The 25,732-nt window shown below is 70.8% G+C and carries 23 protein-coding genes; 9 read left to right on the plus strand and 14 right to left on the minus strand.

Features of this window, described 5'->3' with window-relative positions; translation table 11 throughout:
- Positions 1 to 43 precede the first annotated feature (43 nt).
- The 6 genes from ACYVHU_RS20830 to ACYVHU_RS20855 form a co-directional block, all read right to left on the minus strand.
- Positions 44 to 721 carry a sulfotransferase family protein gene (locus ACYVHU_RS20830; protein WP_498949307.1) on the minus strand — a complete coding sequence of 226 codons (678 nt, stop codon included), beginning with the start codon at positions 719 to 721 and terminating at the stop codon, positions 44 to 46.
- Positions 722 to 799: 78 nt separating this feature from the next.
- Positions 800 to 1,783 (minus strand): aldo/keto reductase, encoded by a 984-nt coding sequence (locus ACYVHU_RS20835; RefSeq protein ID WP_078759722.1) that lies wholly within the window; start codon positions 1,781 to 1,783, stop codon positions 800 to 802.
- Positions 1,783 to 2,178 (minus strand): MerR family transcriptional regulator, encoded by a 396-nt coding sequence (locus ACYVHU_RS20840; protein ID WP_078759723.1) that lies wholly within the window; start codon positions 2,176 to 2,178, stop codon positions 1,783 to 1,785. Before ACYVHU_RS20840 ends, ACYVHU_RS20835 begins: the two co-directional genes overlap by 1 nt.
- Before the next feature lie 43 nt (positions 2,179 to 2,221).
- The gene (locus ACYVHU_RS20845; protein WP_078759724.1) at positions 2,222 to 2,845 is read right to left on the minus strand and encodes a TetR family transcriptional regulator; all 624 of its coding nucleotides are present in this window, start codon (positions 2,843 to 2,845) and stop codon (positions 2,222 to 2,224) included.
- 4 nt (positions 2,846 to 2,849) lie between these two features.
- Positions 2,850 to 3,995 carry an acyltransferase gene (locus ACYVHU_RS20850; RefSeq protein WP_078759725.1) on the minus strand — a complete coding sequence of 382 codons (1,146 nt, stop codon included), beginning with the start codon at positions 3,993 to 3,995 and terminating at the stop codon, positions 2,850 to 2,852.
- Positions 3,996 to 4,164: 169 nt separating this feature from the next.
- Positions 4,165 to 4,917 (minus strand): hypothetical protein, encoded by a 753-nt coding sequence (locus tag ACYVHU_RS20855; protein WP_078759726.1) that lies wholly within the window; start codon positions 4,915 to 4,917, stop codon positions 4,165 to 4,167.
- Positions 4,918 to 5,154: 237 nt separating this feature from the next.
- On the opposite strand from ACYVHU_RS20855, the gene ACYVHU_RS20860 reads away from it, so the two are divergent.
- Positions 5,155 to 5,934: a class I SAM-dependent methyltransferase gene (locus ACYVHU_RS20860; RefSeq protein WP_159457187.1), complete on the plus strand. Its 780-nt coding sequence runs from the start codon at positions 5,155 to 5,157 to the stop codon at positions 5,932 to 5,934.
- 391 nt (positions 5,935 to 6,325) lie between these two features.
- Here the strand turns inward: ACYVHU_RS20860 and ACYVHU_RS20865 are convergent, their stop codons facing one another.
- The 3 genes from ACYVHU_RS20865 to ACYVHU_RS20875 all read right to left on the minus strand — a co-directional run bounded on the left by ACYVHU_RS20865 (position 6,326) and on the right by ACYVHU_RS20875 (position 11,956).
- Positions 6,326 to 8,485, minus strand: coding sequence for an insecticidal delta-endotoxin domain-containing protein (locus ACYVHU_RS20865; RefSeq protein WP_498949309.1), 2,160 nt, complete (start codon positions 8,483 to 8,485; stop codon positions 6,326 to 6,328).
- A 637-nt stretch (positions 8,486 to 9,122) separates the two neighbouring features.
- Positions 9,123 to 10,358 carry an acyl-CoA dehydrogenase family protein gene (locus ACYVHU_RS20870; protein WP_078759729.1) on the minus strand — a complete coding sequence of 412 codons (1,236 nt, stop codon included), beginning with the start codon at positions 10,356 to 10,358 and terminating at the stop codon, positions 9,123 to 9,125.
- Positions 10,359 to 10,519: 161 nt separating this feature from the next.
- Positions 10,520 to 11,956, minus strand: a complete 1,437-nt coding sequence (locus ACYVHU_RS20875) for a helix-turn-helix domain-containing protein (protein ID WP_078759730.1) — start codon at positions 11,954 to 11,956, stop codon at positions 10,520 to 10,522.
- 214 nt (positions 11,957 to 12,170) lie between these two features.
- On the opposite strand from ACYVHU_RS20875, the gene aceA reads away from it, so the two are divergent.
- The 3 genes from aceA (at position 12,171) to ACYVHU_RS20890 (ending at position 14,859) form a co-directional block, all read left to right on the plus strand.
- Positions 12,171 to 13,469, plus strand: coding sequence for an isocitrate lyase (aceA, locus tag ACYVHU_RS20880; RefSeq protein WP_078759731.1), 1,299 nt, complete (start codon positions 12,171 to 12,173; stop codon positions 13,467 to 13,469).
- Between the two features lie 215 nt (positions 13,470 to 13,684).
- On the plus strand, positions 13,685 to 13,918 hold the full coding sequence (locus ACYVHU_RS20885; protein WP_432941342.1) for a hypothetical protein: 234 nt from the start codon (positions 13,685 to 13,687) through the stop codon (positions 13,916 to 13,918).
- 80 nt (positions 13,919 to 13,998) lie between these two features.
- Positions 13,999 to 14,859, plus strand: a complete 861-nt coding sequence (locus tag ACYVHU_RS20890; RefSeq protein WP_432941345.1) for a CPBP family intramembrane glutamic endopeptidase — start codon at positions 13,999 to 14,001, stop codon at positions 14,857 to 14,859.
- Positions 14,860 to 14,875: 16 nt separating this feature from the next.
- Here ACYVHU_RS20890 and ACYVHU_RS20895 read toward each other — a convergent pair whose 3' ends face one another.
- A complete protein-coding gene (locus ACYVHU_RS20895) occupies positions 14,876 to 16,132 on the minus strand; it encodes a CynX/NimT family MFS transporter (protein WP_078759734.1) in 1,257 nt (418 codons plus the stop codon).
- Between the two features lie 158 nt (positions 16,133 to 16,290).
- Here ACYVHU_RS20895 and ACYVHU_RS20900 point away from each other — a divergent pair, with 158 nt between their 5' ends.
- Complete coding sequence (locus tag ACYVHU_RS20900) at positions 16,291 to 16,968, plus strand: FadR/GntR family transcriptional regulator (RefSeq protein WP_078759735.1); 678 nt, start codon at positions 16,291 to 16,293, stop codon at positions 16,966 to 16,968.
- Positions 16,969 to 16,985: 17 nt separating this feature from the next.
- Here ACYVHU_RS20900 and ACYVHU_RS20905 read toward each other — a convergent pair whose 3' ends face one another.
- Positions 16,986 to 17,642: a TetR/AcrR family transcriptional regulator gene (locus tag ACYVHU_RS20905; RefSeq protein ID WP_159457189.1), complete on the minus strand. Its 657-nt coding sequence runs from the start codon at positions 17,640 to 17,642 to the stop codon at positions 16,986 to 16,988.
- Between the two features lie 300 nt (positions 17,643 to 17,942).
- On the opposite strand from ACYVHU_RS20905, the gene ACYVHU_RS20910 reads away from it, so the two are divergent.
- From ACYVHU_RS20910 to ACYVHU_RS20920, 3 genes are all read left to right on the plus strand, one after another.
- Entirely contained in the window at positions 17,943 to 18,740 is a 798-nt protein-coding gene (locus ACYVHU_RS20910; RefSeq protein ID WP_078759737.1) for an ABC transporter permease, read from the plus strand.
- Between the two features lie 85 nt (positions 18,741 to 18,825).
- Entirely contained in the window at positions 18,826 to 19,575 is a 750-nt protein-coding gene (locus tag ACYVHU_RS20915) for an ABC transporter permease (RefSeq protein WP_498949392.1), read from the plus strand.
- Between the two features lie 23 nt (positions 19,576 to 19,598).
- Complete coding sequence (locus ACYVHU_RS20920) at positions 19,599 to 20,570, plus strand: ABC transporter ATP-binding protein (protein WP_200813474.1); 972 nt, start codon at positions 19,599 to 19,601, stop codon at positions 20,568 to 20,570.
- A 171-nt stretch (positions 20,571 to 20,741) separates the two neighbouring features.
- Here ACYVHU_RS20920 and ACYVHU_RS20925 read toward each other — a convergent pair whose 3' ends face one another.
- The 3 genes from ACYVHU_RS20925 to ACYVHU_RS20935 form a co-directional block, all read right to left on the minus strand.
- Positions 20,742 to 21,854 carry a WD40/YVTN/BNR-like repeat-containing protein gene (locus ACYVHU_RS20925; RefSeq protein ID WP_498949311.1) on the minus strand — a complete coding sequence of 371 codons (1,113 nt, stop codon included), beginning with the start codon at positions 21,852 to 21,854 and terminating at the stop codon, positions 20,742 to 20,744.
- Positions 21,855 to 21,966: 112 nt separating this feature from the next.
- Entirely contained in the window at positions 21,967 to 22,896 is a 930-nt protein-coding gene (folP, locus tag ACYVHU_RS20930; protein WP_200813475.1) for a dihydropteroate synthase, read from the minus strand.
- Entirely contained in the window at positions 22,889 to 23,794 is a 906-nt protein-coding gene (locus tag ACYVHU_RS20935) for an Lrp/AsnC family transcriptional regulator (protein ID WP_078759739.1), read from the minus strand. Before ACYVHU_RS20935 ends, folP begins: the two co-directional genes overlap by 8 nt.
- 356 nt (positions 23,795 to 24,150) lie before the next feature.
- Here ACYVHU_RS20935 and ACYVHU_RS20940 point away from each other — a divergent pair, with 356 nt between their 5' ends.
- Positions 24,151 to 25,656 carry an LCP family protein gene (locus ACYVHU_RS20940; RefSeq protein ID WP_078759740.1) on the plus strand — a complete coding sequence of 502 codons (1,506 nt, stop codon included), beginning with the start codon at positions 24,151 to 24,153 and terminating at the stop codon, positions 25,654 to 25,656.
- Positions 25,657 to 25,732: the final 76 nt, after the last annotated feature.

The raw sequence follows: 25,732 nt of genomic DNA on the forward strand, positions 1-25,732 counted from the left end.
TCGGGCCGCTCGTGAGGGCGGCCCGGGCACGCCGGCACCCGGATCAGCCCCTCTCCTGCCACCGCGCCGCGAACATCCGGTGGAAGGAGGCGCGGTCGTTGGTCTGGGGGAAGGGTTCGTCGGGAACCTCCACCCCGAGGAACCCGCACAGTCTCTCCCACCCCTGCCCCACCTCGAACACCAACAGCCGCTCCGGCGGGACGGCCGCGCGGACGGCGGCGTTGTGCTCCTCATAGACCCGGATCGCCGCCTCCGGGTCGTCCACGCGGTTCCCGAACGTGCGTTGGTGGACGATCTCCTCCGCGAGTTCGAGCAGGGGACGGTAACGGGGGACGACCTCCTTCGCGGGCGGCGTGTCGAAGATGGTCTGCGCGGCGCTCTCGTACCAACGGCGCGGGTCGCGCACGCTCAGCACGACCTTGGCGTTGGGGTGGCGATCGAGAAGTTCACGCCAGAAGTAGCAGCCGGGCCAATCCACGATGGAGCGGTAGCCGGCGAGCAGGCGGCCCCAGTCGGCCCGCCCCCGGGCCGCGGCCAGCCAGGCCTCGGCCCGTTCGGGCCGTTCGACGATCTCGGCCATGTGGTAGCAGGGGCCGAACCCGAGCCGCTCCAACGCGTACTTCAGGGACAGGGTCCCGGTTCGTCCGAAACCGGCACCGATCACGTCCATGCGGCCCCACCCCTCCCAGTCGCCACGCGACGTCACCAGATCATCGCACAACGCGACGACAGTCGACCGGTGCGGGCGCCGGACCGCGCCCGCACCGCCGGCCGTCCCACCTCTTCCGGGGACGGCGGTTCAGCCGGCCGCGTCCAGGCGGGCCCGGTCCTCCTCGTCGAGCACCAGCCGGGTCGCCTGAAGGGTCTCCTCCAGCTGCTCCACGGAACTCGCGCCCACCAGGGGGATCATCGCGGGGGCGCGTCCCAGCAGCCAGGCGAGCACCACCTGGTTGGGGGTCGCCCCGACCTTGGCCGCGACCTCGCGCAGCGCCTCCAGACGGCGCGGGGTCCCCGGATGGTCATAGGGCGCGGACAGCGGTCGGTCGGAACGGGTGTAGCCGCCCGACAGCAGGGTGCTGTAGACGACCAGCCCGGTGGCGCGTCCCGCCGTGTTCTCCTCCTGGACGAAGTCGAGGAGCTCGGGGCTCGCGTGCACGTGGCCGCTCTCGGGCAGCGCGATGTCGAAGCGGGGCTGGAGGTAGCTGTAGCGGTACTGCAGCACCTCGTACCGGGGCCGGTCGCCCACCGCCGCCAGGGAACGGGCCCGCTCCAGCCGCCAGGTCGCGTGGTTGCTGGCGCCGACGAGGCCGATGGCGCCGGCCCGGCGAAGTGCGCCGAGCGCGTCGAGGGTCTCCTCCATCGGGACGGAACGATCCTCGATGTGGGTGTAGAGCAGGTCGAGGCGGTCCATCCCCAGACGTTCCCGACTGTCCTCCACCGCCGCGTGGATCGCGGAGGCGGACAGCCCTTCGGCGTCCTCCAGCCCTCGGCCGGGCGTGCGCGGCTGCGCTCCCAGCTTGGTGGCGATGACGACCTCGTCGCCGACCCCGCGGGAGGCCCGCCAGCGGCCGAGGACCCGCTCGCTCTCGCCCCCCGCGAAGCCCGGCACCCAGAAGGCGTAGTTGTTCGAGGTGTCGATGAACCTGCCGCCCGCTTCGACGAAGCGGTCCAGAATGGCGAAGGAGGTCTCCTCCCCCACCAGGGTGCCGAACGGGAGCGCTCCCAGACAGATCTCGCCGACCCCGCGCGCGGCCGGCCCCGTTCCCAGCGTGTGACGGCGCATCAGAGAACCCGTCCTTCCGTGGCAGCGGACGCGGCGAGAACGGAACGGTAGTAGTCGATCTTGTGCCGGATCGCGGCCTGGCGGCGCTGGAGCTCGGCGATACGCTCGGCCAGCCGCCCCTCGTGGGTCTCCAGGACGTCCAGGCGGCGGGGAATGGTCGCGTCGCCCTCGCGGACCAGTTCGGCGAACTCCCTCAGGCGGGCGATCGGCATGTCGGTGTCGCGCAGGCAGCGCACGAGCTCCAAAAGCTCCACGTCATGAGCCCGGTAACGCCGCTGCCCACCAGGGGCGCGCTCCACCAGGCCGAGCAATCCCTCGCGTTCGTAGTAGCGCAAGGTGTCGAGGCTCAACCCGAACCGGGCCGAGACCTCCTTGGGCGTGTAGTACTCGCTCATGGGAGGAGCCTGCTACCTGGAGTGCGCTCCAGGTCAAGTCCTCTCAGCCGGAGATCGCTCCGACGACCGCCGTGGTCAGGTCATCGACCACGGTCCCGGCGGGCATGTCGGGGTGCTCCAGCCACCACTCCCCCGCCGCCTGCACCATCCCGACCACGGCGTGGGCCACGATCTGGGCACGCACCGGATCGGGGATGTACCCCTCGGCCACGAGCATCCCGGCGATCTCCTCGCCGAGCCTGCGCACCATCATGCCGAGGTCACCGCGGGTGGGCGGGTCCTCGGCGGTGGCGCGGTGCATCAGGAAGCGGTACAGGTTGAGGTTCGCCCCGATCATGCCGAGGTAGGCGGCCACCGTCGAACGGGTACGCGCCCGCAGGCAGGTCGGCTCGCGCAGCTCGGAACGGACCCGCTCCATCAGCGGATCGACGTGGCGCCGGGCCAGGGCCCGGTACAACCCGCTCTTGTCGCCGAAATGGCGATAGAGGACGGGTTTGCCGATGCCCGCCTCGGCCGCGATCGCCGCCATCGAAGCGCCGGGGCCATCACGCTGGATGACCCGGTCGGCGGCGTCCAGGATCGCTCGGCGGCGTTCGGGGCTGCGCCCACGCGAGACGCGGCCCGCGGCGGGCGGGGTGCTGGTGCTCGGTGCGGGGTCGAAGGCCACACCGTCACACGGTAGCGCGCAGCACCGGGATCCGCTTGAACAGGGCGGTGACGGCCAGGCTGACGGTAAGGACGGCGAGGATGTGGAAGGAGGCCATGGCCAGCATGGCGATGGGGTGGTCGGGAACACCGGTGAGGCCGCGCAGCTCGTAGAGGACCACGACGTGCACCAGGAAGACCCCGAAGCTGAGATCCGACAACGTCTTGAGACGGCGCCGGGCCGGCTCGGTGTCGCGGTGGGACGCCGTGAACGAGGAGCAGTTCCGCCCGAAGGCCCGCAGGAGCAGGAACGCCGTGACCGACATGACCATGACGCTGGGCGAGAGGTAGGTGTAGAGGTAGTCGGCCTCGGCGGTCCAGCCGCCCGTGGCGTGGCCGATGAGCCCCGCGCCCAGCCCGGTGACGAGGATCGAGCCCGCGAACGCGCCCAGCACCCCCCACGTCTGGCGACGGGTGAGATCGGTTTCGCGCAGCAGGTAGCCCATGACGTAGTAGCCCACATAGGGCAGAAAGCGCGTGACCGCGTTGGGTCCGCCGGCGCCGTCGAAGACCGTGACGGCCTGGTCGACCATGCCCAGCGCCGACATCATGATCGCGAACCACCACAGCATCCGCGTGGTGGCGTAGCGGGTGATGATGCGCAGGAACGGCGTGAGGACGTAGAGACCGGCCAGCACGAACAGGAAGTACAGGTGGAGGGCCGGGTCGCCCGACAGGACCGTGCCGATGGCCTCGGACAGCGTGATGCCGCCCCAGCGGGTGTGCTCCAGGACCAGATAGATCCCCGTCCACACCACCAGCGGAATGCCGATGCGCGAGAACCTGCGGCGGTAGAACGAACGGAGCCCCTCCTCGCGCGGTTTCAGCAGCAGGGCCCCGCTGATCATGATGAAGACGGGGACGCACCAGCGGACCAGGGAGTCGGCCGCGTTGGCGGCCCACCAGGTGGCGGTGCCGTAGTCGGTGTAGCGGGTGGTGACGATCGGCGCGAAAGCGTGGACGACGATGACGGCCAGCATCGCCAGGACACGAGTGATGTCGAGCCAGGCGGTGGCTGCCGGAGTCGCCACCCGGGCCGGAGCCTCGGGGCCGCGCCCCGTCCTGTGCGCCGCCTGGGCGGCAGTAGAAGGCACGGGGGAGGTGGCGGTCATGGCGCTGTCCTCATCCAGTCGGCGACGGCTGAACTACTCCAAGTGATATCACGCTGTTATCAGATTCTCAAAGTATTCACAGGAAGCCCTGAATGTCCTGACATGCGGCTTTTGATGCACAAGGTCGGGAACGGCGGCTGCCGCCCCTCACTACCCCGCGCCTCCCGGGTCACACCACGGTCTCCTCCCGCAGCCGGATCCAGATCGCGTTGGCGCGCGCCACCTCCCGCCCCTCCTCGTCGTGGATCGCGCTGGCGGTGAGCACTTTGCGCCCCTCCTCGCCCAGCAGCCGGCCCGTGACCACATATGGCCGCCCGATGATGGGACGTCGCCGCACCCACGCGGTCATGCGCCCCAGGACCATGGGACGGCCGGTGATGTCGCTGGACCACCCTCCCGGGCAGTCCAACGCGGCCCAGACCATCTCCATCGGAACCGGCCCCGCGCCCCCGGGCGCGAGTGAGGCGTCCGGTGTCCAGTCGCAGGCGACGACCCGCTCGTCCGGGGCGTCGCTCACCGGACCTGCGTGCACCCGCAACCCATCCCCTGGCGCGCGCTCCGTTCCACAGGCGAAGCAGGTCGGAAAGGGGTGGGCGAGGGCGCCCCGGAACCTTCCCCGCGCCTCGCGGGCCACGACCGGCACAACGCCACCGGCCGGTTCGAGCGGTGTGGTGACCCGCACCGCCTCGGCCACCGTCTCGGCGCCGCGCACCAGCGACCGGACGCCCCCTTCCCCGACCACCACCCGCATGGGGGTGTCCAACGGCGGCGGGAGGCGCAACGTCACCTCGACGGTCTCCTCCATCTCCGGCTCGGCCAGCAGCCCGGCCACGTAACCGCCGTTGGCCGAAGCCGGCGGACCGTTGAAGCGGCCGGCCACGGTGAGTTCCCGCTCTCTGGCGGGAATGCCCGAATCACTCATGCGGACAGGCTAGGACGCGCCCCCCGGCCGCCAGAAGCCGGGAGGAAGGGCACGGCCGCTTCGGAATCCCGCCCCACAACACCACCACCCTATGCAATGATGCCACTACCCTGAGCGCCTGGCGTCGCGCCGGTTGGCGGAACGGGGCCGGGCATGGGCGGGCCGGGGGCACGACGGCCGCCCGGATCCCACCGCGACGAGACCCGGCGGTTCCCGCCGGAGCAAGGAGGAATCGGCGTGGAGAAGACGGGTAGACCCGACCCCCTGCCCCCGGTGACGGACTGGTCGGGCGAACAGGTGGCCGGCGGATACGAAAGACTCACCCCCTCGGTGGAGTGGGTACTGGGATACCCCTTCGTCTTCCGGGCCCTGGGACTGGAACGGCTCCGGGGAGGACGCCTGCTGGACCTCGGCTGCGGCCCCGGCGTCGTCGCCGACCACGTGGCGCGCCGTTTCGGTGTCCACGTGGTGGCGGCCGACGTCTCACCCGCCATGCTGTCTCTCGCCCGGAGGAGGACCGGCCCCCTGGTGGAGCACCACCTCGTGACCGACGACCAGATCCCCGGCCTGGCCGACGCGTCGGTGGACCGCGCCATGTGCAACTTCGTCCTGGTGTGCGTTCCCGAGAAGGCCCGGATCCTGCGGCTCTTCCGAGAGGTCCACCGCCTGCTCCGTCCCGAGGGCCGCTTCGCCGTCCTCAACCCCAATCCCGCGTGCATCGGGACCCCGTTCTCGACCTTCATGATCGGCAGGAAGGGCGAGCGCTACTCCCCCGGGGACCCCCTGCCCGTCCGGCTCCGCCAGACCGACGGTTCCTGGCTGGACATCGTCGACACCTTCTGGCCCCTGGAGGTCTATGAGGAGCTGCTGGCCGAGGCCGGCTTCGGCGAGATCCAACGCGAGCTGCCCACCCCGGACGACGCCCACGGCGTGGCCGACCCGGACCTGATCGCCGGTCACACCTGGACGGCCGAACACCGGATACCGCCCTGCGCGCTCCTCACGGCCTCGCTCTGACTCCGGCGGGACCGGCCCGGCCGCACCGACACCGGGGCGGCTCCCCGGCCTTCGCTGGAGGAGACGCCATCGCTTCGCCGCGCGCGGCGGGACGGGCCGGAATTGAGGGACGATCCCATCGCCTCCGGCACCCCACCGGACCTTCCCGCCTCGCCGCCGACGGGTACGGGGCCGGTTCTGGATCGTCGCTCCACGCCGACACCGCCCGGGACGACCGGCGCCGCCCCGGACACGGGCGGGTCCCGCGCCTGAGGGCGCGGGACCCGCTCCTCGCTCTTCCGCCCCGCTCACCACCGTTCGCCGAGTCTTCGGTGGGACCTCCCCGCCGGTCGGGGCCGTGCTCTCCCCCGAGGCGAAACAGCTCTGGAATCGCGTTCCCGTCGTGGTCCGCTCAGTCGATCACCCGGGTGCCGTCGAGCAGGACCCCGATCGGTCGGATCCGCTCGGGCGCTCCGGGTCGGGTACGGCCGGTGAGCGTGCACGTCACCTCGGCCCCCGGATCCAGGCGGGCGGGTGTCGCACTGCTGGGTGCGAGCCTGACGCGCACCCCCTTGTCGTCGGCCTCCGTGTCCAGGAGCACGCCGTCGGCTTCGGCGAGCTCCACCCGGTCGACCTCGGGTGGCAGGTGGAACGACAGCTCCCAGGCGTCTGCGGTGGCGGTTCCGCGCGGGGCGGTCAGGGTCAGGCGCGCGGTGAACCCCTCGCCGTCGTGCCCGGTGCTCTCCCACTCCAGCGACGTCTCCGCACCGGTGCCCCTCGACGCGGAGGCGGCGCGCCGCGGGACCTCCCACAGCCACCACGCCTCGCCGTCGTCATCGGACGCGGACACCTCCAGGCGCCGCCCGGTGACGGACAGGACACCGCCGTCGCAGGCGCGCAGCCGCCATGTGGCCGGGCCGTGCTGCTCCAGCTCCCACAGCGTCTCGGCGGAGGAGCTGTCACCGGACTGGAAGACCCGGCCCTCGGCGTCGCGGCTCAGGCACGCGCCGGTGCAGGCGTTGACGATCCGGAACCGCTCCCCTTCGGCGAACACGCCGGGACCGATGTCACCCACACTGACCAGACGCCACTGCTGGCTGGAGGTGAGGTCGGGATCGGCCAGTATCGCCGGAACGCCGTCGCGGGCGCTGTAGGAGGCCAGGTCCAGCCTGCGGCGGTCGTGGTCGCCGACGATCGTGTACGTCGAGTTCCTCTTGATGTCCTTGAGCTTGTGGGCGATCATCCCGACGTACAGGCACGCCGCGGCCTTCCCCGCGGGGTTGGCGCCGGTGACGGTCAGCGAGGTCACCCGGTAGCCCGGGATCACCTCATGAACCGCCTCCCGGGTGTAACGGTTGTCCGTGCCGTGCATCACGAAGTCGTGGTCGCTCTGTTTCTTGGACAGGCCGAGCTGGAAAACGCCGTACTCCTTCCAGTTCGGAGGCAGCCCCCTCGGCCGGAAGGGGTCCCAACGGACCTTCCAGGCGTGGATGTCCTCGCCGCTGTTGAGAACGATGGTGCGACGGGTGCCACCGCCGGTTCCGTTCTTCGGGCCCCAGGTCTCCCCGTTCTTGCACTGGAGGGCGTCGACCCGGTCGTGGCTCCAGATCGCCACCTCGCTGAGGAAGTGCGGGCTCCTCTTCTTGGGAGGCAGCTTGTTGATATCGGCGGGGGTTCCGTAGGGCCCGATGAAGACCTGGCGCCAAAAAGCGGCGTTCGCCCCGTTGGGGTACTTCTTGAGGTTCATGTACGGCCACAGTTCCAGGGCGACCTGGACACAGTTGGTCTCGGTCTCGCGGTCGTACTCGACGACCTGCCACTGCTTGTCGTGGTCGGCATGGCCCTTGTCGTCGACCGCCTCCTTGGCCCGTTTGGCGTACTCCGAGTAGTAGATCTGGTGGACGTAGGAGGGGAACCTGTCCTTGTTGTAGGCATTGCTGTAGGTCAGTATCTCCGCGAGTCTCTCCTTACGCTCGTTGACCACGGTCTCGTCCCAGCCCAGGAACCTCCCGTGGATGGCCATGTCACGCAGCAGGGAGATGTACAGGTCGGCCACCTGGACGAACATCGGGAGCAGCAGCGCCTCCGCCTCGTCCTCCTGGAACCGGGGGTAGGCGGAGATGACGGCGCTGTGCGCGTGCCCCCAGCGGGTCCGGACCTCGGCCTTCTCCTTGTCGGAGGAGAAGAACGTGATCTTCTTGGCCGCGTTCTCGTAGTCGTTGAACGTGTTGAAGACCCCGCGGAGATCGGCTTTGCACCTGTTCCAGATCCCCTGGTTGAGTTTCTCCTTGAGGAGGGCCTCGACACGTCCCTTGATGTCCTCCCAGACGTCGGTCTTCGGCTGTCTCTGGGGGAAGAGCTCGTCGAGAAGGAGACCCGCGATCAGCCCTATCTCGTTGCCGGCGAAGGGGACCTTCTTGACCCCGTACAGGATGATCGCCTTGGTGACGCTCTCCGGATCGAGGATGCCTCCCCCCGGAGCGCCCGGCGTGTACTGCTGCGGCACCACGGCCCGCACGGCCCGCTCCCTCGTGACGGCGGCGCCGGCCCGGTCCTGCCCGTACTGGTTCATACTCTCCCCCAGAGGATCGGCGTGCGTGACGGCCGCCGGATCCGGCCGCCACGGCCCACGACGAAGCGGCGCCGGTAGGAGACGCACTCCCACGTGGGCCACCGAGCCCGCTACCCGACGGCTCCGCCGGCCCATGCGCGGACAACGCATCCTTGGAGGGAACGGGAGGCCCACGGCGGATCGCTTCGGCCAGGGCAAACGCCCTTGAAGCAGGCATGGGGCGGGCGTGGCGCGGGGCAAGGGGAACGGTGCCACCACGAGTCCACGCCCACGGCGGCCGACCGGTGAAGGAGAGACGGGCCTAGCGCGCGTCACCCCTCACGGCACAGGCCCGAGAGGGTCCAAGCGTCGCGCGGTTCGTCGGGCTTCGGTGGCGCTCCCCTCACGCGAATCCGCCGTCGCTCCCCGCCCGGCTCTCGTCACCTCCGGCACCAGGTGTCCTACCGCCGTGGCACCGCCGCCCCGCGCACCACGTTCCCGGCCCCTCGGATGATCCGTGGTTCCGTCGCTGCCGCCGCAGCGGCGACACCCGTACAGGACCACGGGGGCGAGCCTGTGGGAACCGGCCGTCCCCACCTGCTCGCCCCCGTTCGGGTCCCGGAACACGTCTACCGGGACAACGCCGCCGACACGGGCGTCAACGCACCGGCAGGCCGGTCACCGCGCGGCCGATGATGAGCCGCTGGATCTCCGAGGCCCCCTCGAAGATGGTGAAGATGGTCGCGTCGCGGTGCCAGCGCTCCACCGGGTACTCACGGGTGTAGCCGTTGCCGCCGAGGAGCCGGACGGCCTGCTGGGTGACCCAGGTGGCGGTCTCACTGGCGAAGAGCTTGCTCATCGACCCTTCGGCCTGGGCGAACTCCTTGTCGTTGCGGGCCATCCAGGCGGCACGCCACACCAGCAGGCGGGCGGCGTCGATGCGGGTGGCCATGTCGGCGAGGGTGAACGCGACCGCCTGGTTCTCACCGATCGGCCGGCCGAACTGGTGCCGTTGCCCGGCGTAGTCGCGGGCGTACTCGAAGGCGGCCCGGGCGCACCCCACCGCCATCGCGCCGACGCTGGGCCGTGACTTCTCGAAGGTCCGCATGGCCGCCTGGCCCCCCGAGCGCCGCCCCTCACGGGCCCGGGCGAGACGCTCGTCAAGGCGCTCCTTGCCGCCGAGGAGGCAGCGGCCGGGGACGCGGACGCCGTCGAGGACGACCTCGGCGGTGTGAGAGGCGCGGATGCCGTGCTTGCTGAACTTCTGCCCCTGGGACAGCCCCGGCGTGCCGGGCGGGATCACGAAGCTGGCCTGACCGCGCGAGCCGAGCTCGGGGTCGACGCTGGCCACCACGACGTGGACGTCGGCGATGCCGCCGTTGGTGGCCCAGGTCTTGGTGCCGTTGAGGACCCACTCGTCGGTCGCCTCGTCGTAGACGGCGCGGGTGCGGATCGCCGCGACGTCGCTGCCGGCGTCGGGCTCGGAGGAGCAGAAGGCGCCGAGCTTGACGTCGTCGGGGGTGCCGAACATCTGCGGCACCCACTCGAACAGCTGCTCCTGGGTGCCGTTGCTGGCGACCGAGACCGCGGCGAGCAGTGTGCCGGTGAGGGCCAGCCCGATGCCGGGGTCGCCCCAGTAGAGCTCCTCGATGATCACCGGAACCCCCACGCCGCTGGGCTCCAGCCACTGTTGGGCCCACATGTCCAGGGAGTACAGGCCGATCTTGGCGGCCTCCTGGAGGATCGGCCAGGGGGTCTCCTCGCGTTCGTCCCACTCGGCGGCCGCCGGGCGGATGACGTCGCGGGCGAAGGCGTGGGTCCAGTCCCGGATCTCACGCAGGTCCTCGCCCAGGTCGAGGCTGAATCCGGGGCCGGTCTCGGCACTGTCCGTCATGGGGGCACGTCCTTCGATGATTGACGCCCTTGGGAGGGCGTGGGGTGGCGGTCATCGAAACAGGGCGGCCGGAGCGGCCACCTATGTGTTACCAACGGTAACACAGCACCCCCGCCCCACCGGGGCGACGGACCGCCCGCCGCCCCGGACAGAGGCCGCGTTCACTCGACGGCGTGCCGCTCCAGGAAGGTGTACACGTCGGTCTCGTCGACCCCGGGGAAGGTGCCGGGAGGAAGCGCGGCGAGCACGTGGGAGTGGGCGCGCGCCGACGGCCAGACGTTGCCCTCCCATCGGGCGGCCAGATCCGCCGGCGGACGCACGCAGCACTCGCCGGTGGGGCACTCCGACTTCGTGCGGTGCGTGGTCTCGCGCCCCCGGAACCAGCGCGACTCCTTGTAGGGCACCCCCAGGGTGATGGCGAAGTTGCGCTCGCGGCTGGGATCGACGTGGGCGACGCACCAGTGGGTCCCGTTGGGCTTGTCGGTGTACTGGTGGTAGATCGAGTAGCGGTCCGGGGAGGCGAAGACCTGACGCCCCGACCAGTAGCGGCACATCCGCTGCCCCTCGATCGCCCCGGTGTCGTCGGTGGGGAAGATCAGCCCGTCGTTCTCGTAGGCCTTGTAGATGATGCCGGTCTCGTCGTTGCGGATGAAGTGGCAGACCAGGTCGAGGTGGCGGGTCGCCAGGTTGGTGAAGCGGTGGGCGGCCATCTCGTAGGAGACCGAGTAGACGTCGCGCAGATCCTCGACCGACAGGTCCCGCGCGGCCTTGGCCTCCTGGAGGTAGGGCACGGCCGTGGACTCCGGGATGAGGACCGCGGCGGCGAAGTAGTTGGCCTCGACCCGCTGGCGCAGGAAGTCCGCGAAGTCGCGGGGCTGGGCGTGGCCCAGGACGAAGTGGCCGAGGGTCTGCAGCAGGATCGTGCGCGGGCTGTGCATGCCCAGGGACTCGCGCTTGAGGTAGAGCCGGCGGTTACGGGTGTCGGTGACCGAACGGACCGAGCGCGGCAGGTCCTGGACGTAGCGCAGGGTGAACCCGTGGTGGGTGACGATCGCCAGGATCTGTCCCTGCGACAGGGCGCCGCCGCGGTATCCGATCGCGTCCAGGGTCTCCTGCGCGGCCTTCTCGATCGCCTCGAAGTAGTTCCCCCGCTCGCGCATCTGCCGGCGCAGGTCGGCGTTGGCGCGGCGTGCCTCCTCAGGGGTGGCGGTGGGTTTGGCGCTACGCCGCTTGAGCTCCTCGTAGAGCCCGACGATGTGTTCGAGGACGTCGTTGGGGACCCGCTTGCCGATCTTGAGGTGCGGCAGGGCCAGGGACCGGTAGACGGGGTCGCGCTGCGCCTCCTCCACGGCGATCTCCAGCTGGGCGCGCCGGCTGGGCGGCTGCCGGGAGAGCAGGTCCTCCACCGAGACGCCGAGGGACTTGGCCAACGCGGTGAGCAGGGAGAGCTTGGGTTCGCGCTTGCCGTTCTCCAACAGGGAGAGCTGGGAGGGGGCCCGCCCGACGCGTTCGCCCAGGTCGGCCAGGGTCATTCCGCGGGTACGGCGCAGGTGACGCAGCCGCTGCCCGAAGGTCACGAGGTCGAGATCCCCGGGCAAAGTCGTTATTTCTTCGGTCCCAAAGTACGCCATGGCTTCATCTTAGAGAAAGAAACGCACATCTTCGCCGGAATTCTTCTCGAAAAACTCTGGATCTTTGCGAACAATCATAGTTACCGGCGGGGAACAAACCACCGAGCCCACCCGACCTCGGGCCGGTGGGGGCTCTCCAGCCGGAGCATCTTCCAGGGGACGAACGAAGGCGGGATCACACATGAGCATCACCGGCCGTCAGCAGGAGGCCAGCGCGGCACTTCAGCGCGCGTGGGAGACCGACCCCCGTTGGGCGGGCATCGAGCGCACCTATTCCGCCGAGGACGTGATCCGGCTGCGCGGCTCGGTCACCGAGGAGCACACGCTGGCCCGCCTCGGAGCGGAACGGCTGTGGCAGCTGCTGCACAGCGAGGACTACGTCAACTCCCTCGGCGCCCTCACCGGGAACCAGGCCGTCCAGCAGGTCCGCGCCGGCCTCAAGGCGATCTACCTGTCCGGCTGGCAGGTCGCCGCCGACGCCAACCAGGCCGGCCAGACCTACCCCGACCAGAGCCTGTACCCGGCCAACTCCGTTCCCCAGGTCGTGCGCCGCATCAACAACGCGCTGCTGCGAGCCGACCAGATCACCTGGTCGGAGGGGGACGAGGACGCGCCGCACTGGCTGGCGCCGATCGTCGCCGACGCCGAGGCCGGCTTCGGCGGCGTCCTCAACGCCTACGAGTTGATGAAGGCCATGATCGCGGCCGGCGCCGCGGGCGTGCACTGGGAGGACCAGCTCGCCTCCGAGAAGAAGTGCGGCCACCTGGGGGGCAAGGTCCTCATCCCCACCGGCCAGCACATCAAGACCCTCAACGCCGCCCGGCTGGCCGCCGACGTCGCCGGAGTCCCCACGCTCGTCATCGCGCGCACCGACGCCCAGGCCGCGACCCTGATCACCAGTGACATCGACGAGCGCGACCAGCCCTTCGTCACCGGCGAGCGCACCGGTGAGGGCTTCTACCGGGTCCGCAACGGCCTGGACGCCTGCGTGGCCCGCGGCCTGGCCTATGCGCCCTACTCCGACCTGCTGTGGATGGAGACCTCGACTCCGGACCTGGAGGTCGCCCGCCAGTTCGCCGAGCGGATCAAGGCCGAGTACCCCGACCAGATGCTCGCCTACAACTGCTCGCCCTCGTTCAACTGGAAGCGCCACCTCGACGACGCCACCATCGCGAAGTTCCAGCGCGAACTGGGCCACATGGGATACAAGTTCCAGTTCATCACGCTGGCCGGATTCCACTCCCTGAACTACTCGATGTTCGAGCTCGCCAAGGGTTACGCGCAGACGGGCATGAGCGCCTACGTCCGGCTCCAGGAGGCGGAGTTCGCCGCCGAGACCGACGGCTACACCGCGACCCGTCACCAGCGCGAGGTCGGCACCGGTTACTTCGACCAGATCAGCACCGCGATCACGCCGGACGCCTCCACCACCGCGCTCACCGGATCCACCGAAGAGGACCAGTTCTCAGCGGCTCACTGACCCTGGTTCCTCATCCCCGGGCGACGGCCCGCCCCGCTTTCGTGGCTGGGGCGCGGCGGGACGTCGCCCCTGCGCCGCCGGCTCCGCGGTCACCGTGTCACCCGTGGGGCCGGCGGCCTCTTTGGTGTGTCGGGGACTTTCGGGGTAGGGAGGGGGTGCCCGGCCGCCCACGGGTGCCGGAGCACCACCTTGACACCGACCACGGGAGTAGCACCGTGTCGCTCCATGACGGTTCCCCCCTTCTCCGCCGCCTCGCCGGGGCCGGCCTGATCGCACTGCTCACCTTCGGACCGCTGACCGCCTGCAACGACACCGACGACGACAACGACGAGATCGTCCAGGAGGACGGTCAAGACGACGGCCAGGGCCAGGACGGCGACCAGGACGGCGACCAGGGCCAGGACGACGGTCAGGACAACGACCAGGACGACGGCCAAGGCGACGATTGACCCGGGGCCGGCGCGCGCCGTCGCCCCGGCGCGCGCCGGCCTCGGCCGTTCGGCGGCCCGGGGATGGAACAATCGCCTGCATGGCCGAACAGAAATCCGGGCCGGTGGACGCGGCCGGCATCCCTGCTCCCGACGAGGCCAGGGGCTCTGCGGCCCCGTCCGTCCCGTTGCCCGGCACCGCTCCGCTCAGCCCGCGCCTGCTGGCCGGGGAGATCGCGTGCGTGCTCGCGTTGTCGCTCGGCGCGGCGGCGGTCTCCGCCACGATCTCCTTCGTCGGCTCGCTCACCGCGCCCGCGGCGCTGTCCCAGCAGACGGCCAGCCTGGTGGGATCCCAGGCCGCGGCCGACCGGCCGTGGCTCGATCTGTCCCGGCAGCTCTACTCGCTGGCGTTCTCGATGGCCCCGGTGGCGCTGGTCGTCTACCTGTTGCACCGCACCCGCGAATCGGCCCGGACGATCGGCTTCGACCTGCGCCGGCCCGGTTTCGACCTGGCGGCCGGCGCCGGCCTGGCCGCGCTGATCGGGCTGGGCGGGCTCGCCGTCTACCTGGTGTCATGGCGGCTCGGCCTGACGGTCACGGTCGAGCCGAGCGCGCTCAACGGGCACTGGTGGCAGACGCCCGTCCTCGTTCTCCAGGCCGTGAAGAACGGCGTGCTGGAGGAGGTGATCGTGGTCGGCTACCTGATGTTGCGGCTGGGCCAGCTGGGCTGGTCGCCCCTGCGCGCCGCGCTGGCCGGATCGGTGCTCCGCGCCTTCTACCACCTCTACCAGGGACTGGGGATGTTCCTGGGCAACCTGGTGATGGGACTGGTGTTCTGTTGGGTGTTCCGCCGCTGGGGCCGGGTGATGCCGTTGGTGGTGGCCCACTCGCTCATCGACATCGTCGCGTTCATCGGTTCGGTGTATCTCATCGGCAACGTGTCGTGGCTGCCGGGCGGCTGACCCGGCCCCGAACGGCTCAGGGGGCCTTCGGGGCGGGCAGCACGTCCTCCAGATGACCGGGCCGGCCCAGGAACAGGCCCACGCCCAGGTTGACCGCCGCGACGACGATCAGCATGGCCATCGGCGCGTGCCAGGCCCCCGTCAGTTCGTGCAACAGCCCGAAGAGGAAGGGGCCGACCCCGGCCATGAGGTAGCCGATGCTCTGGCTGGAGGCCGACATCGCGGCCGTGCCGGGAGCGGTCCGGGTGCGCACGGCGAAGAAGGTGAGGGCCAGCGGGAAGGTGCTCATGCCGATGCCGATGAGCGTCGTCCAGGCCCACACCCCCGAGACCGGGGCCACCAGCAGCCCGGTGAAGCCGGCCAGGTAGCTCAGGAAGAACAGGACCACGAACCAGCGGTGGTCGCGGGTCCGCGCCATCAGGCCGGGCAGCACCAGCGAGACCGGAACGGACAGCGCCGTCAGATAGGACAGGGCCAGCCCCGCCCCCGCAGCGCTCATCCCGTGGTCGCGCAGCATCAAGGCGAACCAGCCGAACATGATGTAGGCGACCATGGACTGGGTTCCGAAGAAGACGACGCTCTGCCAGCCCATCGCGGTACGCAGCACCCGTGTCAGCCCGAGCGTCTCACCCCGCTCGGCGGAGGTGGGGCCGTGCCGCAGCAGCAGCGCCCAGGGGAGCGCGGCGACCAGTCCGAACAACGCGTAGGAACCGACCGCCACATGCCAGTTGCCCCCGGTGGCCTCGGTCATGGGAACGGTACCGGCCGCGGCCATCGTGCTGCCCAGGGCCAGCGCGGTGGTGTAGAGGGTGGTCATCGCGCCGACCCGGTGGGGGAAGTGCTGTTTGACCAGCGTCGGGATCAGCACGTTGCCGGCCGCCCCACCCGACAGCGCCAGCACGCTGAAGGCCAGGAAGAGCCACTGGTCGTCGGCGAGCGCCCGCACGCCCAACCCGACGGCCAGGGCCAGCAGCGCCCCGAGAAGCACCTGGTGCTCCCCCAGCCGGCGGATCAGCGCGGGGGTCAGCGCGCCGAACAGGGCGAAGCACAGCACCGGCAGGGTCGTGAGCACGCCGGCCACCGTCGGTGTCATGGCGAGATCCGCGCTGATCTCGTCGAGCACCGGTCCGACGCTGGTGATCGCGGTGCGCAGGTTGATCGCCGCCAGGCCCACGCCCGCGACCAGCAGCCACGTGACATGTCGCGGCCTACGGCCGGCCGTCGCCCCGGTTCTTTCCGATCCGCCCGCGATCGGCGCTGACACGCTCGTCACTTCCGCCCACAATCATAGGATGACAGGATGTAGTGTATTAGGGTAACGCATTGGGCATGCGGGGTCATGTCGTCGGCTGGTTGGTCTAAGCTCCGGCTTTAACCAACTCCGCATCGCACGGCCCACGGGAGTGGCCCCCACCCGTAGGAGGTAGGCGTATGCCTCTCGCCTCAACCCGTCGAACCGGCCTCGTCGACCAGGTCATCAGCCAACTGCGTACCCAGATCGACTCCGGCGAGTGGACCGTCGGCGATCGCATCCCCACCGAGACCGAGCTGTCCGAACAGCTTGAGGTGGGGCGCAACACCGTCCGCGAAGCCGTGCGCGCCCTCGCGCACGCCGGCCTCCTGGAGATCCGCCAGGGCGCCGGCACCTTCGTCCGCGCCTCAAGCGAGTTGGGCGGAGCGCTGCGACGCCGACTGGAACGCTCCCGGCTCCTGGAGAACCTCGAGGTGCGTCGCGCCCTGGAGCTGGAGGCCGCGCGGCTGGCCGCCCTGCGCCACACCGAGGACGACATCGCCGAGATCGAGGCCGCCCTGGCCCAACGCGACACCGCCTGGGCCCAACGCGACATGGCGGCCTTCGTCGAGGCGGACTTCAGCTTCCACCGCGCAGTTGTCAAGGCCACCCACAATTCCCTGCTCATCGAGCTCTACGACGACATCGCCCAGGTCGTCTACGACAGCATCGCCCACACCGCCTACGGCGAACCCGACCAGGAGGAAGGGATGAACCACGCGAACCTGAGCAGGGCCATCCGGGACGGGGACCCCGACCGGGCGCTACGCGAGGCGGCCTGTTACATCGACGACCTGCTCACCCAGGCCAAGGAGTGACCCCGACTCCTCCCGCCTCACCCCTTCACCGGCAGCAGCAGGCTCGTCCCGGTACGCCACATGACGTCCAGCAGCTCCTCGCGTGAAGGCTCTCCCTCTCCGCTGAGCGCCTCCGCCATGAGCTCGCGGAAGGCTCCCAGGATCGCCGCCGCCGCGTACCTGGGATCGACCGAGGCGTCGAGCTCGCCGCTGCGCTGTCCCCGTTCGATGCCGCGCGCCGCGATACCGACCTGGCGGGCCAACCGCTCGGCGTCGGTCTGCGCCGCCGCGGGCTCGCGCAACCTGCGCCCCACGATGACACGGCCCAGCGGGTCGTCGCAGAGGAAGTCGATCTCCCTGCGGATCCGCTCGTACTCCGATGCCAGCCAGCCGCCCGCCCCTATCCGCGTCGTGAACACCGCCGCGTCGTAGGCGTCGTAGAACTCGTCGACGACCGCGCTGATGAGGCCGTCCTTACTGCCGAAGTAGCGGTAGAGCAGTCCGGCCGAGACCTGGGAACGTCCGGCGACATCGGCCACCTCCAGCGTTCCGTCCCCCGAGAGGATCTCCTGCCGGGCCGCGGTGAGCAGCCGGCGCCGGGTCGCCATCCCCCGTGAGGACAGCCTCGGGCGCCGGCCCGCGGCCTGGCCCCGCTCACGTGGTGAGGGGGCCGGGTGCTTCGCGGTCTGACTCATGCGTCCTCCACCGAAACAGGTCGCACGGCGCGGACCGCGCCCCTGCGGCGGGTCCCCCTTATCGCTGCCGGGCGCCCTTCCGCGCAAAGTCTGCCGCCATGAAGCCACCCGCGTCTGGCGGTAACCGGAAATTCCCGCCTTCCCCCTTCCATTCCCCCTTCGGGCGCGCGGCACGTTTTCGGCGTTCCAGCCACGGCAGACCGGTGACCGTGGTAGCTTCTCCTCTCCGGCGTCCCGGACCTGCACCGCGCAGGGCCGTGCCTCTTTCACTGTCACATCCGGTAAAGGAGCCACGGCACGGTGCGACTCCATCTCGCGGTGTTCGCCTGCGGGCTGCGCCGCTATTCGACCTATCGCGCGGCGACGTTCGCCGGCCTGGTCACCAACAGCGTGTTCGGTCTGATCAACGCCACGATCCTGCTGGCGGTGTTCGCCGCGCGTCCAGAGGTCAACGGCTATGACGCCACCGACGCGGTGACCCAGGTCTTCCTCGCCCAGGCGCTCCTGGCGCCCGTCGCGGCGTTCGGCCCTCCCCTGGGGCTCGGCGAGCGCGTCCGCAGCGGCGAGGTCGCCGTCGACCTGTTGCGTCCCGCCCACCTCGCTCCGTGGTGGCTGGCACACGACCTCGGACGCTCGGCGTTCTCCCTGCTCTTTCGCAGTCTGCCCACCTTCGCCGTCGGCGCCCTGGTCTTCACGCTGCGCCTGCCACAGGGGCCGGCCCACTGGGGGATGGCGGCCGTCTCGGTGGCGCTGGCCATGCTGGTCGGCTTCGCCCTGCGCTACCTGTACGCCCTGGCCGGATTCTGGCTGCTGGACACCCGCGGCGTGAACACCGCCGCCGCGCTGCTCGGCAGCTTCTGCTCCGGTCTCCTCCTCCCGCTGGCGTTCTTTCCCGACCTCCTGGGATCGTCGCTGCGCCTGCTGCCGTGGGCGTCGATGGTCCAGGTCCCCGCCGACGTCTTCCTCGGCAAGGAGGGGGTGCTCGGCGGCCCGCTAGGCGGGCTGGCCCTCCAGGCGGCCTGGGCGGCGGCGCTGTTGTGGCTGTGCGCGGCGTTGACCGCCCGCGCCACCCGCAGGGTGGTGGTCCAGGGTGGCTGAGATCCACACGGCGCCGTCCCGTTCCCTGCGGGGCTTTTCCGCCCTGCTCGTCTACCCGCGCCTGGTCTGGGTCTGGACCCGCGCCATGGCGCAGTACCCGGCATCGCTGCTGACCCTGTCCCTGGCGCAGGCGCTCATCTCGCTCAGTGAACTCGCGGCGCTGTTCTTCGTGTTCTCCCATGCCGGCCAGTTGGCCGGTTTCGGCCTCCACGAGACGCTGCTGATCTACGGCCTGTCGGGCGTCGCCTTCAGCCTGGCGGACCTGTTCATGGGAGCGGTGGAGCGCCTCGGGGAGCACATCCGCCTCGGTTCGTTCGACACGATGCTGGTGCGGCCGGTCTCACCGTTGGCGCAGTTGGCGGCGGACGGTTTCTCGCCCCGCCGGCTCGGCAAGCTGGTACCGAACCTGGCCGCGCTGGTGTGGGCCCTGGGGGAAGCCGACATCGACTGGACCGCCGAGCGCGTGCTGTTGGTCCCGGTGCTCCTGTGCTCCGGTTTCGTCATCTGCGCCTCGGTGTGGACGATCGGGGCGTGCATCCAGTTCGTCGTCGCCGACGCCCGCGAACTCGCCAACTCGGTGACCTACGGCGGGCAGGCCATGACGCAGTACCCGCTCGCCATCTACGGCGCCGACATCGTGCGCACGGCCACCTACATCGTGCCCCTCGCGTTCGTCAGTTGGCAGCCCGCCCTCTACCTGCTGGACCGGCCCGATCCGCTCGGGCTGCCCGAAGGGCTGCGCCACGCCTCCCCCTGCGTCGCCGTGGCGCTGGCCCTGGTCGCCGCGCTCCTGTGGCGAAGCGGACTGCGCCACTACCGCTCCACCGGAAGCTGACCACCGCGAAGGAGAACACCGCCATGTCCCCGATCATCGAGGCGCAGGACCTCGGCCGGGAGTTCACCGTCTCCTCCGGCCGGCCGCTGCGCCGCGTCCGGCGCACCGTCACAGCGGTGCGCGACGTGACCTTCTCGGTCGCCTCCGGAGAGATCGTCGGCTACCTCGGTCCCAACGGTGCCGGGAAGTCCACGACGATGAAGATGCTGACCGGCATCCTGCGTCCGAGCCGGGGCCGCCTTCGGGTGACCGGGTTGGAGCCGTCGCGACAACGCACCCGGCTCGCCGGCCGGATCGGCGTGGTCTTCGGTCAGCGCACGACCCTGTGGTGGGACCTGCCCCTGCGCGACAGTCTCGCGCTGACCCGGCACCTGTACCGGGTGCCGGCCGCCGACCACGCGCGACGGCTGGCCGAGCTGACCGAGCTGCTGGAGCTGGGCCCCTTCCTCGCCACCCCGGTACGCCAGCTCAGTCTCGGGCAGCGTATGCGCGGGGACCTGACCGCGGCACTGCTGCACGCCCCGCGGCTCCTGGTGCTGGACGAGCCGACGATCGGGCTGGACGTCGTCAGCAAGTCCACGATCCGGGAGTTCCTGCTACGCCTCAACTCCGAGCAGGGGACCACGATCCTGCTCACCACGCACGACCTCGGGGACGTGGAGCGGCTGTGCCGCCGCGTGATGGTGATCGACCACGGCCGGCTGGCCTTCGACGGGGACCTGTCCGCCCTGCGCGCCACCGCCCCCTCCCCGCGCACCCTCATCGTGGACCTGACCGCGCCGGCACCCCCGATCGAGGTGGCCGGGGCCACCGCCACCCGGGTCGAGGGACCACGCCAGTGGCTGGAGCTGAGCGCGAACCCGGCCGAGGTGATCGCGGCGGTGAGCGCCACGCACCGGATCGCCGACCTGATGTTGCGTGAACCGGAGATCGAGGACGTGGTCGCGCGTCTGTACCGGCGCGAGAGGACCGCGTCCCTGGGCAAGGACGGCTGAGGACGGCCTCGTCCCCGCCGCCGGGACCGGCCCCCGCGCGCGATACCCCGGCGTAGCGGCCGGGAAGACCGCACGGCGCCCCGCCCTCTTCGGTGGAGCGCGGGACCGGCAACGGCCGCGCGCGGCCCATGGCGCCCGCGCGGGAACGGCGGCGCGCCGCTGTCCGCGCGTCTACCCCCGGTCGGGAACGTGGGCCGCGCGGACGCACAGCACGTCGGGAAGGTGGGCCGTGACCGGCCGCCAGGGCGTGTCGTCGCCGACGCGGGCGTAGACGTCACCGCTACGGGTGCCGAAGTAGAACCCCGGTGTCTCCGCGCCGTCGGTACAGGCGGCGTCGCGCAGCACGATGCCGTAGTAGGACTCGGTGGGCAGTCCGTCGGCGGCCGGTCGCCACAGGTCGCCACCGTCGTCGGTGCGGTAGGGACGCAGGCGGTGGTCCGGCGGCAGGTGGCACGCCTCGCTGATCACCGGGAAGTTCAGCACCGTCCCGGGACGGTGCGGGTGGGCGACCATGGCGAAGCCGAAGTCGGAGGGCAGCCCCGCGGTGATGGAGGTCCAGCCCGAGGCGGGGTCGGCGCTGCGGTAGACCCCGTGGTGGTTTTGGGCGTAGAACACGCCGTCGGCGGCGACCGTCACCTTGTGCACGCACTGCCCGTGCTCGGGGTACTCCTGGGGGAGGAAGCCCGCGCGGATGCCACGGCTCGCGGGCGTCCAGGTGACACCGTCGTCACGGGACTGGTAGACCCCGCCGGTGGACATGGCGACGGTGATGAGCCCCCGCTCCGCGCGCCCGGCGTCCACCCGTCCGGGCAGCACGGTGTGGACCGCGGCCCCACCGGCGCCGGGCAGCCATCCGGGCCGGTGGGGATGGTCCCACAACGCCCGTACCAGTTCGAAGGACTCGCCCCCGTCGTGGGAGCGGAACAGGGCGGTGGGCTCCACCCCCGCGTAGACGGTGCCCGGCTCGTCGCCGAAGGCGAACTGCCACACCCGGGTGAGGGAGCCGCCGGAGTCGGAGGGAAAGGAGATGGGCGCGCGTCCCGGCTCCCGCCAGGTGACCCCGAGGTCGTCGCTGAACCACACGCTCGGCCCGAAGTGCGGGCTGTCGGCCCCGACCAGGATCCGGTGGTCGTGCGGGTCGACACCGATCGCGTAGACGGCCTCGCTGCCGCCTTGGGCTGCGGCGCCGACCGATCGCGGGCCGCTCACCTCCCAGACACGGCGGTCGTGGCTCGTCGCGGTGAACAACCCCTTGCGGGTCCCGATGAGCAGAAGGAACGGCATGACGGCTCCCAGAATCGGCTTCCACGACACTGTGGCACGTCCCTGTGACATTTTCGGGGACCCGGGAACGGGCGTGGGCCGTCCCCGGGTCCCCGCCCGTCCCGGCCGGGGACTACCTTCCCCCGTCGGCCCGGGCCGCGCCTTCCAGCGCGGGCGGGCGATCGGCCATCGTCGGCCCCAGCCGCGCCACGGTGTCCAGCGCCGCGCGCGCCGCCGCCGCGTCGTGCACCCGGAAGACCCGCGCGCCCTGCCAGGCCGAGACCGCGAGCACCGCGAGCGTGCCGGACAGGCGGTCGGAGACCGGCGCGTCGAGGGTCTCGCCGATGAAGTCCTTGTTGGAGACCGCCACCAGCACCGGCCAGCCGGTCGCGACCAGTTCGCCCAGTCTTCGGGTCAGTTCGAGGGAGTGGTAGGTGTTCTTGCCGAAGTCGTGGGTGGGGTCGATGAGGATCCGGTCCGGGTGGACGCCGAGCGTCACCGCGCGTTCGGCCAGGCCGGTGACCGTGGCGACGACGTCGGCGACCACGTCGGCGTAGGCGACGCGGTGCGGGTCGGTACGCGGCGCGAGGCCCCCGCTGTGACTGCACACCAGGCCGGTGCCGAATTCGGCGGCCACCCGGGCGAGATCGGGGTCGGCGCCGGCCCAGGTGTCGTTGATCAGGTCGGCGCCGGCCCGCGCGCACTGCTCGCCGACCTCGGCCCGCCATGTGTCCACCGAGATGACGACGTCGGGGTGGCGGCGACGCAGCTCGGTCACGAAGGGGACGGTGCGCCGGATCTCCTCCTCCGGTGGCACCGGATCGCCGTACCCCGCCTTGACCCCGCCCACGTCGATGATGTCGGCGCCCTGTTCCACCGCCGCGTCCACGGCCTTCAGCGCCGCGTCGAAGGCGAACGTCGCCCCTCGGTCGTAGAAGGAGTCCGGCGTCCGGTTGACCACCGCCATCACCGCGTGGGCCCCCGGCGGAAAGGTCCTGCGTCCCAGTCGCAGCGTCCCCGTGGGCTTCGGTGCCGCCGTCGCGGCGGATCCGTCCTCACCCATCGGTCCTCCCCTCCCCGTCTCCCCGGTGGCGTTCCTTGACCACCGCCAGATGCTCCCACGTCTCGGTCTGGGTCACCTCGGGGATGGAGCGGATCGCCTCCAGGGTCTCGACCAACGCGGGACGGTCCCCCGCGGTGGCGGTGCCGACGAGGTCGTAACGTCCAAATCCGGTGGCCGCGAAGGAGACCCCTGGCAGGGTGGCCAGCCGTGCGGCGAGCGCGTCGACGTCCCCACGGCAGCACAGGCCGAATCCGAAGTGCTCGTCGGCGCCCAGGGCCGAGGGTTCGATCAGCGCGGTCACGTGCACCACGCCGGCCTCGATGAGGCGGACCACCCGCGAGCGCGCCGCCGCCTGCGACAGTCCGACCAGACGGGCGAGCTCCGCGTAGGAGGCCCGGCCGTCGTGTTGCAGGTGGCGGATGAGCCGCCAGTCCAGGGGGTCGATCGTCACATCGCGCAGCTCGCGCACGCTGGAGTAGGCGTCCTTGACGATCAGGCCGCCGCGGAAGACCTCGGCCGTGGTGACCCCCGGCAGCGCGCGCACCGCGGCGAGCTCGGCGGCCAGCTCGGCGTCATCGCCGACCCGCACGTGGGCGACGGCGGGGAAGCGCCCCGCGGTCAGGGCCGCGAACGTCACGGCCTCCCTGCGGGCCAGCCCCTCCATCACCGGCCGAACCGGACCGGAAACACGCAATGAAATGTGTCCAAAAATTTCCCTCCCCATGACCCCGGCGTGGAGGACCCCCACGATCCGGATCGCTCCGGCACCGATCAGATGGCGGATCCGAGCGCGCACCGCTGTGCGCGAAAGCCCCACCCCATCCGCCAGTGCCTGGTAGGTCGCTCTTCCGTCCCCCTGCAGCGCCCTGACGAGCGCGGCATCGACCGCATCGAGCACGATGAATGCCTTTCATTCCCATGACGGCGCCCGTCTCCCCCTGGACGCCGCCCCCTCCTGCGGCCAGATCATGGCAGTTGCGGCGGCGGTTAACTACTGATCACGAAAGAAACAAGCCTGACTTTGGTTCGCGAAGGCCCGAGAACAAGACATCATCTCACTCAAAGGGACATATCAGACAGAGGGCGAGTCGGTCGTACGATGCCCCAGGTGTTCGAACAACCCCGGCAAAGCGCCACACTGGTATACGGATCAACGGCGCGCCCACGCCAGGGAACGGCGACGGGCCGCTAAGCGTTGATATCGCACCGGCTGTGCCGGGCTCCGCCTCGGGATGGGCAGCAGAAGGGAACCCCATGGCCGAACAACGGGACGAGGAGATCCAGGATCGTCCCCGAGGGATGGGACGGGCCTTGTTGTGGACCGCGGGTTCCACCCTGGTTCCGGGCATCGCCCACCTCCGTAACGGACATCGCGTAGCGGGTGCGGTGATCCTCAGCGGCTACCTTCTGCTCGTCGGCGCGGCCGTCGTGGGCGTCCTGCTCCTCAGCGGCGATCTCGCCCGCAGCGCCCGCATCGCGGTCCAGGGTCGGTGGCTGTTCACCGCCGCGGCGATCGCGTTCGCCATCGCGGTGCTGTGGATGACCGTCATCGTCCACTCCTACGTCATCACCCGTCCCTCCCGGCGTGGAGTCGGCGGGCGGATGCTCGCGGGAATCGTGGTGGTCGCCCTGTGCGCCGTGGTCGCCCTCCCCGCCGCCGCGATCATGCGGACCTCCTACACCGCCTACGACACGCTGAGCTCGGTGTTCGGCGCCGAGCACCCGGACGAACCGCACGACGAGAACGACCCGTGGGCCGGTCGCGACCGGATCAACGTCCTGCTCCTGGGAGGCGACTCGGGCGACAACCGCTACGGCATGCGCACCGACTCGATGATGGTCGCCAGCATCGACGTCGAACACGGCGACATGGTGCTGATCGGCCTGCCCCGCAACCTGGAGAACGTCCCCTTCCCCGAGGGCAGCGCGCTCGCCGAGCTCTACCCCGCTCCCGACGGCTTCGACAACCTGCTCAACGAGGTCTACCAGACCGTCGCCGACGATCCCGCCGCGCTCGCCGTCAACCCCTCCGCCCCGGACCCCGCGGCCGACACCCTCAAGCGCACCATCGGTTACGCCATCGGCCTGGACATGGACTACTACGCGCTGGTGGACATGCGCGGCTTCCAGGACCTCATCGACGCCATCGGCGGCGTCGACGTCTACATCGACGAGCCCATCCCCTACGGACTGGAGGGCGACGTACTGGAACCCGGCCACCAGCACCTCGACGGCTACGAGGCGCTGTGGTACGGCCGCAGCCGGGTCAACAGCGACGACTACACCCGCATGGGCCGCCAGGGGTGCCTGGTCAAATACGTCGCCGAGCAGGCCGACCCCACGACGATCCTGGCGAGTTTCCAGGAACTGGCCGGGGCGACCAAGCGGACGTTGCGTACCGACATCCCGCAGTCGAAGGTGCCCCACTTCCTCGACCTCGCCGAGACCGTCACCGAGGGGGCCATGGAGACGCTGCAGCTCTCCCCGCCGCAGGTCGACACGGCCTACCCCGACTGGGAGGAGATCCGCGGCCTGGTCGACGGCGCGGTACGCGAGCAGGAGGAGGCCCAGACCTCCGGCGACGCCGAGGAGGACCGCGCCAACGCGGTCGAGCCGTCCCCCTCCCCGGGGGTTCAGCCCTCCCCGTCCGCGCAGGGCACCGAATGGCAGCGTTACACCGGTCAGGCCGACCCCTCCCCCACCACTCCGGGTCGTCAGGTCGGCGACGAGGCCACCTCCTTGGACAGCATCTGCCCCTGATCCCTCTCTTCCGTCTTGCGGAAGGCGATGTCCACCGCCCGCTGACCGCCTCCTATGATCGGCTCCGGGACGATCC

The organism is Marinactinospora endophytica, assembly GCF_054780875.1.

Coding starts and splice junctions, on each gene's coding strand:
- ACYVHU_RS20835 (WP_078759722.1), bottom strand. CDS start 1,783: ATGCGCCGTCACACGCTGGGAACGGGGCCGGCCGCGCGCGGGGTCGGC.
- ACYVHU_RS20840 (WP_078759723.1), bottom strand. CDS start 2,178: ATGAGCGAGTACTACACGCCCAAGGAGGTCTCGGCCCGGTTCGGGTTG.
- ACYVHU_RS20850 (WP_078759725.1), bottom strand. CDS start 3,995: ATGACCGCCACCTCCCCCGTGCCTTCTACTGCCGCCCAGGCGGCGCAC.
- ACYVHU_RS20855 (WP_078759726.1), bottom strand. CDS start 4,917: ATGAGTGATTCGGGCATTCCCGCCAGAGAGCGGGAACTCACCGTGGCC.
- ACYVHU_RS20865 (WP_498949309.1), bottom strand. CDS start 8,485: ATGAACCAGTACGGGCAGGACCGGGCCGGCGCCGCCGTCACGAGGGAG.
- ACYVHU_RS20870 (WP_078759729.1), bottom strand. CDS start 10,358: ATGACGGACAGTGCCGAGACCGGCCCCGGATTCAGCCTCGACCTGGGC.
- aceA (WP_078759731.1), top strand. CDS start 12,171: ATGAGCATCACCGGCCGTCAGCAGGAGGCCAGCGCGGCACTTCAGCGC.
- ACYVHU_RS20890 (WP_432941345.1), top strand. CDS start 13,999: ATGGCCGAACAGAAATCCGGGCCGGTGGACGCGGCCGGCATCCCTGCT.
- ACYVHU_RS20900 (WP_078759735.1), top strand. CDS start 16,291: ATGCCTCTCGCCTCAACCCGTCGAACCGGCCTCGTCGACCAGGTCATC.
- ACYVHU_RS20905 (WP_159457189.1), bottom strand. CDS start 17,642: ATGAGTCAGACCGCGAAGCACCCGGCCCCCTCACCACGTGAGCGGGGC.
- ACYVHU_RS20915 (WP_498949392.1), top strand. CDS start 18,826: ATGGCGCAGTACCCGGCATCGCTGCTGACCCTGTCCCTGGCGCAGGCG.
- ACYVHU_RS20920 (WP_200813474.1), top strand. CDS start 19,599: ATGTCCCCGATCATCGAGGCGCAGGACCTCGGCCGGGAGTTCACCGTC.
- ACYVHU_RS20925 (WP_498949311.1), bottom strand. CDS start 21,854: ATGCCGTTCCTTCTGCTCATCGGGACCCGCAAGGGGTTGTTCACCGCG.
- folP (WP_200813475.1), bottom strand. CDS start 22,896: ATGGGTGAGGACGGATCCGCCGCGACGGCGGCACCGAAGCCCACGGGG.
- ACYVHU_RS20940 (WP_078759740.1), top strand. CDS start 24,151: ATGGCCGAACAACGGGACGAGGAGATCCAGGATCGTCCCCGAGGGATG.